This window comes from Kitasatospora sp. NPDC048722, from assembly GCF_040650235.1.
In the GTDB taxonomy this organism is placed as follows: Bacteria; Actinomycetota; Actinomycetes; order Streptomycetales; family Streptomycetaceae; genus Kitasatospora.
Window position 1 is genome coordinate 69934 of sequence record NZ_JBEZGX010000030.1, and the last position, 14948, is coordinate 84881.

Annotated in this window: 9 protein-coding genes; 7 read left to right on the plus strand and 2 right to left on the minus strand. The window is 75.6% G+C overall.

Annotation, left to right across the window (positions count from 1 at the left end; translation table 11 throughout):
* Positions 1–295: 295 nt before the first annotated feature.
* Positions 296–1567: a histidine kinase gene (locus tag AB0C76_RS22490; protein ID WP_359968151.1), complete on the plus strand. Its 1272-nt coding sequence runs from the start codon at positions 296–298 to the stop codon at positions 1565–1567.
* Between the two features lie 30 nt (positions 1568–1597).
* On the opposite strand, the gene AB0C76_RS22495 is transcribed toward AB0C76_RS22490, so the two are convergent.
* A complete protein-coding gene (locus tag AB0C76_RS22495; RefSeq protein WP_359968153.1) occupies positions 1598–2101 on the minus strand; it encodes an SUKH-3 domain-containing protein in 504 nt (167 codons plus the stop codon).
* Between the two features lie 127 nt (positions 2102–2228).
* On the minus strand, positions 2229–2690 hold the full coding sequence (locus AB0C76_RS22500; protein ID WP_359968156.1) for a YwqJ-related putative deaminase: 462 nt from the start codon (positions 2688–2690) through the stop codon (positions 2229–2231).
* A gap of 371 nt (positions 2691–3061) precedes the next feature.
* On the opposite strand from AB0C76_RS22500, the gene AB0C76_RS22505 reads away from it, so the two are divergent.
* From AB0C76_RS22505 to mfd, 6 genes are all read left to right on the plus strand, one after another.
* Positions 3062–4261, plus strand: coding sequence for a Gfo/Idh/MocA family oxidoreductase (locus tag AB0C76_RS22505; protein WP_359968158.1), 1200 nt, complete (start codon positions 3062–3064; stop codon positions 4259–4261).
* Positions 4243–5391, plus strand: coding sequence for a DegT/DnrJ/EryC1/StrS family aminotransferase (locus AB0C76_RS22510; protein WP_359968160.1), 1149 nt, complete (start codon positions 4243–4245; stop codon positions 5389–5391). Before AB0C76_RS22505 ends, AB0C76_RS22510 begins: the two co-directional genes overlap by 19 nt.
* Positions 5392–5477: 86 nt before the next feature.
* Positions 5478–6479 carry an HNH endonuclease gene (locus tag AB0C76_RS22515; protein ID WP_359968163.1) on the plus strand — a complete coding sequence of 334 codons (1002 nt, stop codon included), beginning with the start codon at positions 5478–5480 and terminating at the stop codon, positions 6477–6479.
* A gap of 55 nt (positions 6480–6534) precedes the next feature.
* Positions 6535–9159 carry an SUKH-4 family immunity protein gene (locus tag AB0C76_RS22520; RefSeq protein ID WP_359968166.1) on the plus strand — a complete coding sequence of 875 codons (2625 nt, stop codon included), beginning with the start codon at positions 6535–6537 and terminating at the stop codon, positions 9157–9159.
* Between the two features lie 266 nt (positions 9160–9425).
* Positions 9426–10733 (plus strand): hypothetical protein, encoded by a 1308-nt coding sequence (locus AB0C76_RS22525; RefSeq protein ID WP_359968169.1) that lies wholly within the window; start codon positions 9426–9428, stop codon positions 10731–10733.
* A 571-nt stretch (positions 10734–11304) separates the two neighbouring features.
* Positions 11305–14937, plus strand: a complete 3633-nt coding sequence (mfd, locus tag AB0C76_RS22530; protein ID WP_359968172.1) for a transcription-repair coupling factor — start codon at positions 11305–11307, stop codon at positions 14935–14937.
* The last annotated feature ends 11 nt before the right edge of the window (positions 14938–14948 follow it).

The following is a 14948-nucleotide window of genomic DNA, read 5'->3' on the forward strand; positions in this document are numbered from 1 at the left end:
GGGCTGTCGGCCGGGTTGGGGACCGGAGCGGTCACGGCTGGGCTCCCTGTGGTGGTGGGGTTCGGCAACGGCTCATCGTCACAGGTCCGCCCGCGTGTGGCAGGTGTGACGCGTGCGGACCGCGCTGTCCGACGCGACCAGCATAGGTGTCGGGGAGGTCGGTGTCCGCGAGGTGGCCGGATGGCGGACAGGATCACCGCGGCCGCCATGTGGTCTGGACCACTTCAAGGTCTGGGGAAGTTACCGGGGCCATCCCGGTGGGGAGGGGACGGGGTTGCGCCTTAGGCTGTCGGGCATGAGCAAGTCGCCTGGGGAGCGCGCGCCGGTCCGGTCGTTCTGGTGGTGGGAACGGCCGCGCAGCGCATTCCTCGACATCGGGCTGGCGCTGCTGGCCGCGGTGGAGTGCTCGCTCAGCACCATCGCCTTCCTCTCCGCCCGCGCGCACCTGAGCGCCGCCGGCGCGGCCGGCATCGCCGTGCTCGGCGCGCTGGCGGGCGGCTCGCTGGTGCTGCGCCGGCGCTGGCCGGCCGTGCCGGTGCTGGTGACGCTGGTGGCGATGCCGGGGATGCTCGGCGTCGTGCTGCTCGTGGTGGCCCTGTACACGCTGGCCGCGACCTGGGAGTGGCCCTCGCGGCGCCGGCGGGTGGTCGCGCTGTCGGCGCTGGCCTTCGCGGAGGCCGTCACCGTCATGCTGGTGTCGATGCTCCTGCCCGGCCGCGACGGCCCCCCGGACCCGACGCCGCTCTGGGTGCAGGTGCTGGTGGCCGTCCTGGTGGCGGTCGGCCTGACCGTCCCGCCGGTGGTGACCGGCCTCTACGTGGGTGCGCGCAGGCGGCTCATCGAGTCGCTCAAGGACCGCGCGCACGGCCTGGAGACCGAGCTGGACCTGCTGGCCGAACAGGCCCAGGAACGCGCCCGCCGGGCCCGGCTGGAGGAGCGCACGCGGATCGCCCGCGAGATGCACGACGTGGTCGCACACCGGGTCTCGCTGATGGTGGTGCACGCGGGGGCGCTGGAGCGGATCGCCGCGAAGGACCCGCAGAAGGCCGCGCAGAGCGCCAAGCTGATGGGCGAGGTCGGCCGGCAGGCGCTCAACGAGCTGCGGGAGATCCTCGGCGTGCTGCGGATGGACGACGAGCGCCCGGCCGAACCGGACTCGCTGGCCGCGCTGCCGCGGCTGGTCGACCAGTCCCGGGCGGCCGGGATGGCGGTCACCCTGACGGTCAGCGGCAGCCGGCAGCAGTTCACCGGCGAGGCCGAGCAGACCGCGTACCGGGTGGTCCAGGAGGGCCTGACCAATGCGCACAAGCACGCCGGCGGCGCCGACGTGTCCGTCCTGCTCGCGTACGCGCCGAACGGGGTCCGGGTCAGCGTCGTCAACGCCTGCCCGGGCGTCGAGCTCGGCGCGGCGAAGCTGCCGAGCGGGGGCAACGGGCTGGTCGGGATGCGCGAGCGGGTGATCGCGCTCGGCGGCACCTTCTCGGCCGGGCCGGAGGCGGACGGCGGGTTCCGGGTGGAGGCGGTGCTGCCCTCCCGGCTGGCCGTCCGCGCCGAACCGCTGCGGTAGCGGTGCCGTCTGCGGTAGCGGTGCCCGTCCCTAGTACTCGTCCGCGGTGCGCAGCCGTTCCGGGGCGGTACCGAGGACCAGGGTCGTGATCGCCTGGTCGATCCCGTGGCCGAGGAACCACTCTCCCGTGTGATCCAGGCTGTAGACGCGGCCCTCCTCGTCGACCGCCAACAGGGCCTGTCCGTGCGCCTCCTCGCCGAGCGGCGCGACCTTGCTGCCCAGCGCGCGGCCGAGGTCGGCCAGGGTGCGCGGCTGGTGCAGCCCGCACATCGGGTCGATCAGGAACGGCGTGCGGGCCAGCTGGCGACCCGCGCCGGACAGGTCGAAGGCGAGGCCGCCGAACTCGGCCCAGGCCTCCACCGCCGCCGGGAACACCGTGTGCGGAACGCCGGTCGGCTCGCCGTAACCCACCAGGGTGTCGGCCCATTCCTCGGCCCGCCGGATCTCCCAGCGGCCGGGGTGCCAGCCGGCCGCCTTGAGCTCGGCGGCGACGTCGGCGGGGAAGCGCGGGCGGGTCCGCCCGGGGGAGCCCACGGGCAGGGTGGCCGGCGGGGGCGGGGGCGGGCTGGGCGGATTCAGGACGGGCTCCGGTGGTTCGGGGACAGGACGGCGGCTGGGACGCGGCACCGCGCCGGCGGAGGGCGTCGGCGCGGGCCGGCGGTCAGCGGGCGGGCGGCCCGACCGCGACGCTCTGCACGGTGAAGTGCTCCAGCATCGGGACGCACGAGCGGCACGGCGGCGCGTGGGTGCCGTGCGCCGGGTCGTCCTCCTCGCGGATCCGGACGGTGGTCATCCGGGAGCCCTTGAGCGCCTTGCGGGCCTCGTGCAGGCTCATCGGCTTGCGGGCGGCGCGCTTGGAGCGCTTGCCGTCCACCGTGGCCAGGTACTGCGACAGCAGCACCGCCTCCGGGCAGCGGCCGGTGAAGCGCTCGCGCAGCTCGATCGGCAGGCCGTCCAGGAACTCGCCGACCAGCGGGTGCAGGACGGGGCGCCGGGCTGACTTGTCCCCGGCCAGGGTGTGCACCTCGCCGCCCTTGAGCGACAACGCGGCGGCGACGGCGGGCAGCAGGCTGTCGCGGAGGTGGCGCAGCACGGGCGGGCCCGCCGGCTCACCGGTGGTCATGCGTCTGCCTCCTCGTCCGCGCTGACGGCCGGACTGGTCGGTCCGGTCCGGGGGCAAGCCTGTCAAACGACACCGACATCCGTACAACCGGGGTGCGGGGGTGCGCGAACGGGTGCCGGGCCCCGGCGGGTTCAGGATGCGGTCCCGACGGAACACTGGCTCAATCTGCACGCCGCCGTCACGACTTGTCCGCCGATTTACCGAAACCGCCCCGGTGCCCCGGTGGCGGCCGGTACCGTTCCGGCAGCGAGCCGAGGGGACGCGGCCGCCCGCCCGGAACGCCCGGCGGCGGGCCCGGACCCGGTGCCCGCGCCGACCGTTGGGGCCGCCGGGGTGCGCCTGCCCGGTGCCGGAGCGAGGGGGCTCGTGCGATGACTTCTCCGACGTCGGGACGGGACGGGGGACGCGCCGGCGGACCGGACGCGGCCGGGGACGCCAACGAGGCGCCCGGCGGGCACGTGCCCACCCCGGGCGAACCGCCCCGGCCCGTCCCCGCCAGGCCGGTCGGCATCGCCGTGGTCGGCGCCGGCTACTGGGGTCCCAAGCTGGTCCGCAACGCCCAGCACACCCCGGCGCTGCGGCTGCACTGGCTCTGCGACCTCGACGAGGCCAAGGCCCGTACGGTGCTGGGGGAGTACAGCACCGTCGGCGCGACCTCCTCGTACCGGCGGGTACTGGAGGACGAGCGGGTCGGGGCCGTCGCGGTGGCCGCGCCCGCCGCCGCGCACCACGGGCTCGTCCGGGCCGCGCTGGAGGCCGGCAAGCACGTGCTGGTCGAGAAGCCGATCACCACCTCCGCCGACGGGGCCGCCGAGCTCGTCGAACTCGCCGAGCGGCGCGGGCTCGTGCTGATGTGCGACCACACCTTCTGCTACACCCCGGCGGTGCGCCGGATCCGCGAGCTCGTGCACGGCGGCGAGATCGGCGACGTCCAGTTCTTCGACTCGGTACGGATCAACCTCGGGCTGGTGCAGCCGGACGTGGACGTGCTGTGGGACCTCGCCCCGCACGACCTCTCCATCCTCGACTTCGTCCTGCCGCCCGGCGTCGAGCCGGTCGGGGTGTCCGCCCAGGGCGCCGACCCGATCGGCGCCGGGCGGGCCTGCGTCGCCTACCTGACGGTCCGGCTGAGCAACGGCGCCCTCGCCCACTGCCACGTCAACTGGCTCTCCCCGACGAAGGTCCGCACCACGCTGATCGGCGGCTCCCGGCGCACCCTGGTCTGGGACGACCTCAACCCGCAGGCCCGCCTCGCCGTGCACGACCGGGGCGTGGACCTCACCCCGCCCGAGGAGGTCACCGACGCGATCCGGCACCGGGCGCTGATCTCCTACCGCGTCGGTGAGATGGTCGCGCCCGCGCTGGTCGAACAGGAGGCGCTGCGCAACGTGATGGCCGAGTTCGCCGCCGCGATCGTCGAGGGCCGCGCGCCGCTCACCGACGGGCGCGCGGGGGTGCGGGTGCTGCGGCTGCTGGAGGCGGCCTCGCTGAGCCTCCGACTCGGCGGGGTCACCATCCCGGTGGGGGTGGCCGACCGGGCCGACGAGGTCCCGTGGGCCGTGGTCCGGTGAGCGGCGGCGCCGGGGGCACCGGCGGCATCCCGCTGGTGGACCTGGCCGCCGCCCACGCGGAGATCGCGGCCGAGGTCCGGGCCGGCTTCGAGCGCGTCCTCGCGTCCGGCGGCTACGTCAAGGGCCCCGAAGTGGCCGGTTTCGAGCGCGAGTACGCCGACTTCACCGGCACCCGGCACTGCGTCGGCGCCGCCAACGGCACCGACGCCCTCGAACTCGCCCTGCGCGCCCTCGACCTGCCGCCCGGCGGCGGCGTCGTGCTGCCCGCCAACACCTTCGTCGCCACCGCCGAGGCCGTCCTGCGGGCCGGACTGCACCCGGTGCTCGTCGACGCCGACCCGGCGCACCTGCTGATCGACCCCGCGCGCGCCGCCGACGCGCTCCCCGGGGCCGTCGCGCTGCTGCCCGTCCACCTCAACGGCCAGCTCGCCCCCATGGGCCCGCTGCTCGAACTGGCCGACGGACGGCCGGTGGTGGAGGACGCCGCGCAGTCCCAGGGCGCCCGGCAGCACGGGCGCGGCGCGTACGGGCGGATCACGGCCACCAGCTTCTACCCCGGCAAGAACCTCGGCGGCTACGGCGACGCCGGTGCGGTGCTCACCGACGACGCCGAACTGGCGGACGCCGTCCGGCTCATCGGCGACCACGGTGCCCGCGAGAAGTACACCCACGAACGCCTCGGCTTCAACTCCCGGATGGACGCCCTCCAGGCCGTCGTCCTGCGCGCCAAACTCCGCCGCCTGCCCGCCTGGAACGCCGCCCGCCGCGCCGCCGCAGCCCGCTACGACGCGCTGCTCGGCGGCGTCGACGGCCTCGCCCTGCCCCGCACCGCCCCCGGCAACGAGCACGTCTGGCACCTGTACGCGGTGCGGATCGGCCCCGGCCGGGACCGCGACGCGGTGCTCGCCGCGCTGCACGCCGCCGGGATCGGCGCCGGTGTGCACTACCCCGTCCCCGTGCACCTCCAGCCCGCGTTCCGCTCCCTCGGCCACCGCGAGGGCGCCTTCCCGACGGCCGAACGGGCCGCGCGCGAACTGCTCACGCTCCCGCTCTACCCGCAGATCACCGAGGCGCAGCAGGTCCGGGTGGCCGAGGCCCTGCTGGCCGCGCTGCGTACTGGTCACGCGTAGGTGCGGGGGTTCGGCCAGGAGGGTGACCCCCTACGCTGGTGTCCAGCAGACGCACCGATTTTGCAGCAGCCAGTGGGGGCTCCCAGATGACGACAGGTCGGCCCGGCGCCGCCGCCGCACCGAACGCGGCATACGCAGGTCAGGTGGTGCACTTCCCGGACCCGGTCCGCGCGGAGCGTTACCCCGCCGGGGTCCGGGTGGACGAGCACGGCTACCCGGACTTCGCCCCGTACGCCGCCGCGGCGGCCGAGGTCGCCGACCCGCCGGAGGGCCTCGGCGTGGACGAGCTGCGGCTGACCGACTACGTCTCGGCCAACGCCGCGCTGTTCACCCAGGGCCACCCGCTCTGGGCCGACCTGCACACCGCCGTCGCGACCCCGCCCGGCTGGACCTGGCACCACGTCGCCGGCCGGGCCGCCCCCGGCTGGCGCCGGATGGAGCTCGTCCCGGTCGAGGTCAAGGCACTGCTGCGGCACCACGGCGGCCTCGCCACCTCCGCCGCAAACCACGGCCAGCGCGGCACCCGCCCGCTCCAGGAGCGCCGGCCGGTGCACTTCCCGCTGGCCCTGGACGGCAGCGACCCGATCAGCGTCCCGGAGGACCTGCTCCAGCGCGCCGAGGACCGCCTCGGCTACCGGCTGCCGGGTGCCTACCGCAGCTTCCTCAAGCTCGGCGGCGGCCGCGCCCCGGTCGGGGTCGCGCTCGACACCGAGCTGGGGATGCTGCTCGACCAGCCGTTCCTGACCCTCACCGAGGAGTACGGGACGGCGGACGTCGTGTACGCCAACAAGTGCCTGCGCGACCACCTCACCAAGGACTACCTCGGCATCGCCTACGCCCAGGGCGGCATCGTCGCGCTCAAGGTCCGCGGCGACCGGATCGGCACGGTCTGGTTCCACCTGTACGACGACGCCCGCGACACCGGCCTCCCGGAGGCCCCGGAGGACCGGGTCGAGCGGCTGCTGCTGCCCTGCGGCGAGGACTTCGACGACTTCCTGCTGCGGCTCGCGGGCAGCCCGCCCGAGCTGGAGACGGTCGCGGAGCTGATGGTGGACGGCGGGTTCGCCCGGGCCGTCCCGGGCGAGTGACCGGGACGACGGGGACGACGGGGACGACGAGGATGGGGACAGGGGTGAACCGGGCGTGGTGACGTACGCGCAGGCGCATGAGCTCGCCGACGAGTGGATCAACGGCGGGGTGCCGGGGTCGCAGCAGCGCGAGGTGCGGGTCCGGGAGTTCGACCTGGGCTTCGTCTGCTGGGCGGTGCAGCCGGGGGACGGGACCCCGGAGCAGGGCGGCCCGACGGGCGGGGCGCGGCTGGTGATCGCCCGCGACTCCGGCGCGAGCACGCTCTGGCCCGCACTGCCGGTCAACGAGGTCGTCCGGCAGTACGAGGAGGTGTACGGGCGGCCGGTCGCGGCCAACCCGGCGGGGGCGGCGAAGCCCGCGCCCGGGCCCGTCGAGGCGACGTCCTTCCTGCTCAGCCCGCCGCAGTGGTTGCAGGAGGCGGGCGCGGCGGCGATCGCGGCGGAGGCGGAGCGGCTGGGCGGGGCTCAGGCCCCGGCTCCCGTTCCGGTTCCGGCGCCCGCTCCGGCCGAGCAGTCCGCGCCCGAGGCGACCGGCCTCCCGGCCGAGGCCGCCTCGTGGGCCCCGCCGACCGGGCCGCCGACGCCCCCGCCGGCCGTCCTCACCGCGCCGCCGGTCTCCGACCGGCCCGCCGGGGACGCGCCGACCATGCTCGCCCCACCGCCCGGCCACGACGAGCCGTCCGTCCCGCCGCAGGTGCAGTCGGCTCCGCCGGTCGCGCCGGGGCCCGCCCCGGCCGGCTCCGAGGCGGCGACCATGCTGATGCCCGAGGGCCTGCGCACGCTCGGCTCCGAGCCGTCCGACGCGCCCCCGCCGGCCGGTTCCGAGGCCGCGACCGCGCTGATGCCCAGGAGCACCCCGGGCCTGCCGCCGGCACCGCCCGCGTCCGCCCCGCAACCCGCTCCCGTCCAGCCTCCGGTGGCCGAGCCCGCGCCGACGCTGCTGGCGCCGCCGGAGGCGATGCCGGGCCTGATGGGCCTGCCCGGTGCGCCGGAGACGGCCGCCCCCTCGGCACCGCCCGCCGCGCCGCCGGCCGGACCGGCCGTGGAGTACGCGCCGACCATGCTGGCTCCCGGTGGCCCCGGCCTGGGCGGCCTGCCCGGGGCGCCGGCGCACCCCGGGCCTTCGGCGCCCCCCGCGCCCGCCGAGGCGGCGCAGGGCGGCGGGCTCGGCCGCAACGCGGCCTCCGCACCTCCGCCGCCCCCGCCGGGAGCGCTGCGCGGCGGCGCGTCCGGTCCGGGCGCGGCCCCCGGCGGCGCGCTCGGCCGCGGCTCGGCGTCGGCCCCGCCGCCGCCCCCGCCCGCCGGGCTGCGGCACACCCCCGGCTCCGGCGCGCCCGCCGCCAACCCGGGCGGCCGCGGTGCCGCCTCCGCCCCGCCGCCCCCGCCGCCGGCGGGTCTGCGCGGCGCCGCGCCGCAGGCCGCCCCGGCGCCCGCGCCCGCCCAGGGCACGCCCGCCGGCGGCACGCCGGCACCCGGCGCGCCCTCGCCCGGGATCGCGTACGAGGCGACCCAGCTGGCGAGCGCGATCGACCCGGCGCTGCTGGGCGCCGGCCCGGCGGACCCGGGTACCCCGCCGTCCGGCGGCCCCGCCGTCCCGCCGCCGCCCGGCGGTCCGGCGGCTCCGGCCGGGCCCGCGGGCTACGGCTACCCGAACGCGGGCGGCGGGCCGGCGCCTGGCGCGCCGCAGGCGGCCCCGGTGCCGCCGGGCGTGCCCACGGTCGGCCCCGGCTACTTCGCCGCGCTCAGCTACCGCGGCCCGGACGGCTCCGAGCAGAAGCTGCTGCACCGCAGCGAGCCCGGCACCCCGCACCCGGAGTGGAAGATCCTCCAGGACCTGCGGCGGCTCAACGTGCCGCCGGACCAGGTGCTGGAGCTCTACACCGAGCTGGAGTCCTGCGACCTGCCCGGCGGCTACTGCAACCGGATGATCGCCGCGTCCTGGCCGAACGTCCGGCTCACCCACACCGCCTCCTACGGGCGCGACCACGCGTCCCGGCAGGCGGGGATGGCCGAGCTGCTCGACCACCTGGACGAGCTCCACCAGCTCGCCTCGGGCCCGCAGCGGGTCCGCCCGTTCCGGGTGCCGCCGCCGGCCCCGGGCAGCGTCCAGGTGCTGCCGCAGCTCCCGCCGCAGCAGCTGGCGCAGGAGCTGGGGCTGCACTTCGGGCCGAACGTGTTCCGCTTCGAGCAGCGCGCGGTCTCGCGCCAGGGCGTGCCGGAGCCGGTCGCCCAGACCCTGATGTGGGCCGGGCTGCCGCGCGACTTCGGGCCGTTCTTCTGGGCGCAGGCGCAGGACGGGCGGCCGATCCCGACGCTCGCCGAGCTGGCCGCCGAGCGCGGCCTGCCGCAGGGCCCGGACTTCGCCGGCTACCTGGTGCTCGGCAACGACTACGGCCGTCAGCTGTGCGTCCAGTACGGCACCGCGAACGTGGTCGCCGTGGACGTCGACGGAACCGGGCAGCCGCCCCGGTTCGTCAACACCGGTGTACCGGAGTTCGTCCGTTCGCTGGCCCTGCTGGGCCGCATGTGGCGGCTGCGGTACGGGCTGACGCCGGAGCAGGCCGGACGCTGGACGGCCGACTTCCAGGCGGAGCTCGCCGCGATCGACCCGGCGGCCCTGCAGAACGCGGACACCTGGTGGGCCGTGCTGCTGGAGCAGTTCTGGGACGGTCTGCTGTAGCGGACCGTTCCGGATCCTCGCAGGTGGGGAGGGGTCGTTCCGGTGTCCGGAACGGCCCCTTCGACGTGCCGTCGCGGCGGTGCCTCGTTGGGGTTTCGTCCGGATCTGCGCAAAATAGGTCAAGAGGATGGGTCTATCCGTCCGGTCCTCGACCTATTTCGATCCGTCCGACGGACGGATCCGGACCCGGTCGCCGAACCGGTCCCGGAGCCGTCCGTTCCGTCCGATCATGGGCTCCGCAGCCCGCGACACGAGGGGAAGAGCCCATGAGCGACGCCGTCTCCCAGTACGGCTTCACCCCGGCCCGGCGTGGTTACGCGCCCGAACAGGTCGACCGCGCCCTGGCCGCGCTCACCGCGCAGCGGGACGAGGCCTGGGAGCGGCTCAGCGTCCTCGGCGCCGGCATCCGGCAGATGGAGGGCAGGCTGGCGGAGGTCCGCCAGGCCGCTGAGGACGCGCCCGCGCCCGACTACACCGTGCTGAGCGAGGAGGCCGCCGGCCTCGCCGTCATGGCGGAGACCGAGGCCCGCGCCGTCCGGGAGAAGGCCGAGCGCTTCGCCGAGGACCTGCGCGACGAGGTGTACGAGGCCGGCCAGGCCGCCGAGCACGCCGCCAAGGAGTACGCGGCCACCACCCGCACCGAGGCCGACCAGGCCGCGCGGCGCATCGAGGAGCGCACCCGCGCCGAAGCGGAGACGATCCGCGGCGACGCCGACCGCGACATCCGGACCGTCCGGGACGCCGCCACCGCCTACGCCGCCAAGGTGCGCGTCGCCGCCGCCGAGGCGAGCGAGCAGGCCGAGGCCGAGCTCGCCGACCGGCGGCGCGCCGCCGACGAGGCCTTCGCCGAGGCGCAGGCCCGGGCCGACGCGGAGGACGCCGAGGTCGCGGCGACCGCCGAGCGCCGGGTCAGGGAGGCCGAGCAGCACCGGGACACCGTGCTCGGCCAGATCAAGCAGCTGGAGACCGAGGCCCAGGCCAAGGCCGACCAGAGCGTCGAGCGGGCCCGCCGGGAGGCGGAGAAGATCAACGCGGCGAGCGAGCGGGAGCAGACCGAGTTCGCGGCCCGGCTGGAGACGGTGCAGCAGCACCTCGACCACATCAAGGCCACGCTGGCCTCGCTCACCGGGGCGGCGGTCGGCCAGATCGAGGCGGCGGCCGTGCCGGTGCCCGGGGCCGCGGACGCGCCTGCCGAGGTCGAGGCCGTCGTCGTCGCCGACGACGTCACCGGGCCCGCGGACCCCGAGGCCGACACCGGTGAGATCCCGGTTCCCGACCTGCGCAAGCGGGACGCGGCGGGCGCGGGGAAGGAGACGGCCGTCCTGCGGCTGCCGTCCGCGCAGGTCGCCGCCCCGGCCCCGGCCGACGCCGCTCCCGCGGACGCTCCGGCCGACGTGCCCGTGGCGACCGGCCCGGTCCCGCCGAGGCCGGCCGCGCCGCCGCAGACCGGTCCGGCCGAACCCGTCGCCGCGGACGCGGAGCCGGAGGAGACCCGGATCATCCCGAAGATCGTCATCGTGGACGACGGCGCCGGCTACGCGACCCCGAACACCGTCTCCTACCGCCGCCGCTGAGACACCCCGGCTACTGCGGCGGCGCGCCGTCCGCCGGCAGTCCGGTGAGCTTCTCGTCCTGGCCGGAAACGTGTGAGGCCGAGACCCGTGGCGCCCTCCAGGAAAGGGCGCCACGGTTCCCGGCGCTTGGGCGGGCGCCCCCACCCAGGGTCGCCCGGCCTCGCACCTCCGACCCCCATCGGGGGTGCGACAGTGCCTCCGCAGCCATCCCCCACGGTTGGGTGCGGCGGGCACGTTCACCATGGTGCGCGATCTCCATGGACGGGCAGTGACAGGAGTATGTCCACTTCATGGCAGATCGCGGAGCCGGAGCTGGACCGCCGGGCCGGTGGTTCGTCCACGAGCCCGCCCGGTGTTCCGTCCAGTGGTTCGTCCGCGGGCGCTCCCGCACGGCCCCGGTGAAAGGTTCGTCCGCGTCCGGCCCCGCCGGGCCCGTACACCGCGTGCGTGTCGCTACCGCGGCGTAGGCTGGAGACCCCCGGCCGCTCGGCGTGCCGGGCCGTTCGCGTTGCCCCGGCGGGCCTTCGCCGCCCCGGGGCAGCACCAGCCACGGGACGAAGAAGAGACCCCAATGAGCCTGACCGGACTGCTCGATGTCGTCGCGCGGGACGCGGCGCTCGCCGAGGCGATCGAGGCGGCCACCGCCACCGGCGCCGCGGCCGGCGGCCGCCGCCACCTGGACCTGGTCGGACCGCCCGCCGCCAGGCCGTTCGCCATCGCCGCGCTCGCCCGTGCGCTCGCCGCCGCGGCGGCGGGAGACCGCGGCCGTCCGGTGCTCGCCGTCACCGCCACCGGCCGCGAGGCCGAGGACCTCGCCGCCTCCCTGCGCTCGCTGCTGCCGCCCGACGCGGTCGCCGAGTACCCGGCCTGGGAGACGCTGCCGCACGAGCGGCTGTCGCCCCGCTCGGACACCGTCGGGCGCCGGCTCGCCGTGCTGCGCCGCATCGTGCACCCGCGCGCGGACGACCCGGCGGCCGGGCCGGTCCAGGTGATCGTCGCCCCGGTGCGCTCGGTGCTCCAGCCGCAGGTGAAGGGGCTGGCCGAGCTGGAGCCGGTCGCTGCCCGGCGCGGGGAGTCGCACGACCTGGAGGAGGTCGCCCGACGGCTGTCCGCCGCTGCCTACGCACGCGTGGAACTCGTCGAGAAGCGCGGCGAGTTCGCCGTCCGCGGTGGCATCCTGGACGTCTTCCCGCCGACCGAGGAGCACCCCCTGCGGGTGGAGTTCTGGGGCGACGACGTCGAGGAGATCCGCTACTTCAAGGTCGCCGACCAGCGCTCCCTGGAGATCGCCGAGCACGGCCTGTGGGCGCCGCCCTGCCGCGAACTGCTGCTCACCGACGAGGTGCGGGCGCGGGCCGCCGAGCTGTCCGCCGGGCACCCCGGGCTGGCCGAGATCCTGGACAAGATCGCCGAGGGCATCGCGGTCGAGGGCATGGAGTCCCTCGCGCCGGTCCTGGTGGACGACATGGAACTGCTGGTCGACGTGCTGCCGCTCGGCTCGGTCACCGTGGTCTGCGACCCCGAGCGGGTGCGCACCCGGGCCGCCGACCTGGTCGCCACCAGCCAGGAGTTCCTGCACGCCTCCTGGGTGGCCGCGGCGGCCGGCGGGGACCGGCCGATCGACCTGGAGACCATCGACGTCTCCGCCGCCTCGCTGCGCTCGCTCGCCGAGGTGCGCGAGCACGCCGACGAGCTCGGGCTGCCGTGGTGGTCCGTCAGCCCGTTCGCGACCAGCGAGTCGGCGGTCGACGACGTCCTCCAGTTCGACGCGAACACGCTGACCCTCGGCATGCGCGCCGTCGAGGCCTACCGCGGCGACACCGCGCGCGCGATCGCCGACGCCAAGGAGCGGCTGGCCTCCGACTGGCGCGTCGTCATGGTGACGGAGGGCCACGGGCCCGCCTCCCGGCTCGCGGAGGTGCTCGGCAACGAGGGCATCCCGGCCCGCCTCGTCGCCGACCTCGCCGACGCGCCCACCCGGGACGTCGTCCACGTCTCCTGCGGCTCGATCGAGCGCGGCTTCGTCGACGAGGACCTCAAGCTCACCGTCATCACCGAGACCGACCTGTCCGGCCAGAAGTCCTCCACCAAGGACATGCGCCGGATGCCCTCCCGGCGCCGCAACGCGATCGACCCGCTGGCCCTGGCCGCCGGCGACTACGTCGTCCACGAGGCGCACGGCGTCGGCCGGTACGTCGAGATGGTGCAGCGCACCGTCCAGGGCGCGACCCGCGAGTACCTGGTGCTGGAGTACGCCCCGGCCAAGCGCGGCCACCCCGGCGACCGGCTGTTCGTGCCGACCGACCAGCTCGACCAGGTCACCAAGTACGTCGGCGGCGAGGCCCCGACGCTGCACCGGCTCGGCGGCGCGGACTGGGCGAAGACCAAGCAGCGGGCCAAGAAGGCGGTCAAGGAGATCGCCGCCGACCTGATCAAGCTGTACTCGGCGCGCATGGCCGCGCCCGGCCACACCTTCGGCCCGGACACCCCGTGGCAGCGCGAGCTGGAGGACGCCTTCCCGTACGCGGAGACGCCGGACCAGCTGACCACCATCGCAGAGGTCAAGTCGGACATGGAGAAGTCCGTGCCGATGGACCGGCTGATCTGCGGCGACGTCGGCTACGGCAAGACCGAGATCGCGGTACGCGCGGCGTTCAAGGCGGTGCAGGACGGCAAGCAGGTGGCCGTGCTCGTGCCGACCACACTGCTGGTGCAGCAGCACTTCTCGACCTTCGCCGAGCGCTACGCCAACTTCCCGGTGACGGTGAAGGCGCTGTCCCGCTTCCAGAGCGACAGCGAGGCGAAGGCCGTCCTGGAGGGCCTGTTCGAGGGCTCGGTGGACGTCGTCATCGGCACCCACCGGCTGTTCTCCTCCGAGACCAGGTTCAAGGACCTCGGCCTCGTGATCGTCGACGAGGAGCAGCGGTTCGGCGTCGAGCACAAGGAGCAGCTGAAGAAGCTGCGCGCCAACGTCGACGTGCTCACGATGTCCGCGACCCCGATCCCGCGCACGCTGGAGATGGCCGTCACCGGCATCCGCGAGATGTCCACCATCACCACCCCACCGGAGGAGCGGCACCCGGTGCTGACCTTCGTCGGTCCGTACGACGAGAAGCAGATCTCGGCCGCGATCCGGCGCGAACTCCTGCGCGAGGGCCAGGTGTTCTACATCCACAACCGGGTCGAGTCGATCGACAAGGCGGCCGCCCGGCTCAAGGACCTCGTGCCCGAGGCGCGGATCGCCACCGCGCACGGGCAGATGGGGGAGACCCTGCTGGAGAAGGTCGTCGTCGACTTCTGGGAGAAGGAGTTCGACGTCCTGGTGTCCACCACGATCGTCGAGTCCGGCATCGACATCTCCAACGCCAACACCCTGATCGTCGAGCGCGGCGACACCTTCGGCCTCTCGCAGCTGCACCAGTTGCGCGGGCGGGTCGGGCGCGGGCGCGAGCGCGGCTACGCCTACATGCTGTACCCGCCGGAGAAGCCGCTCACCGAGACGGCGCACGAGCGGCTGGCCACCATCGCCCAGCACACCGAGATGGGCGCCGGCATGTACGTCGCGATGAAGGACCTGGAGATCCGCGGCGCCGGCAACCTGCTCGGCGGCGAGCAGTCCGGGCACATCGCCGGCGTCGGCTTCGACCTCTACATGCGGATGGTCGGCGAGGCGGTGGCCGAGTTCCGCGAGTCGCTCGCGAACGGCGGCGGCGAGCCGGAGGAGGAGCCGCTGGAGGTCAAGATCGAGCTGCCGGTCGACGCGCACGTGCCGCACGACTACGCGCCCGGCGAGCGGCTGCGGCTGCAGGCCTACCGCTCGATCGCGGCCGTCAACTCGGAGGAGGACATCCAGCAGGTCCGGGACGAACTCGTGGACCGCTACGGCAAGCTGCCCGAGCCGGTGGAGAACCTGCTGCTGGTCGCGGCGCTGCGGCTGTACGCCCGGCGGTGCGGCATCTCGGACATCACCCTGCAGGGGGCGAACGTCCGGTTCGGGCCGGTGGAGCTGCGTGAGTCGCAGCAGCTGCGGCTGAACCGGCTCTACCCGCGCAGCCAGGTCAAGGCCGCCAGCCGGCAGCTGCTGGTGCCCCGGCCGAGCACCGGCCGGATCGGCGGCAAGCCGCTGGTCGGGCGGGAGCTGCTGGGGTGGTGCAGCGAGTTCCTGTCGGCGATGTTCGACGACCTGGCGGGGGCGCGGAAGTAGCACCCGCGGGC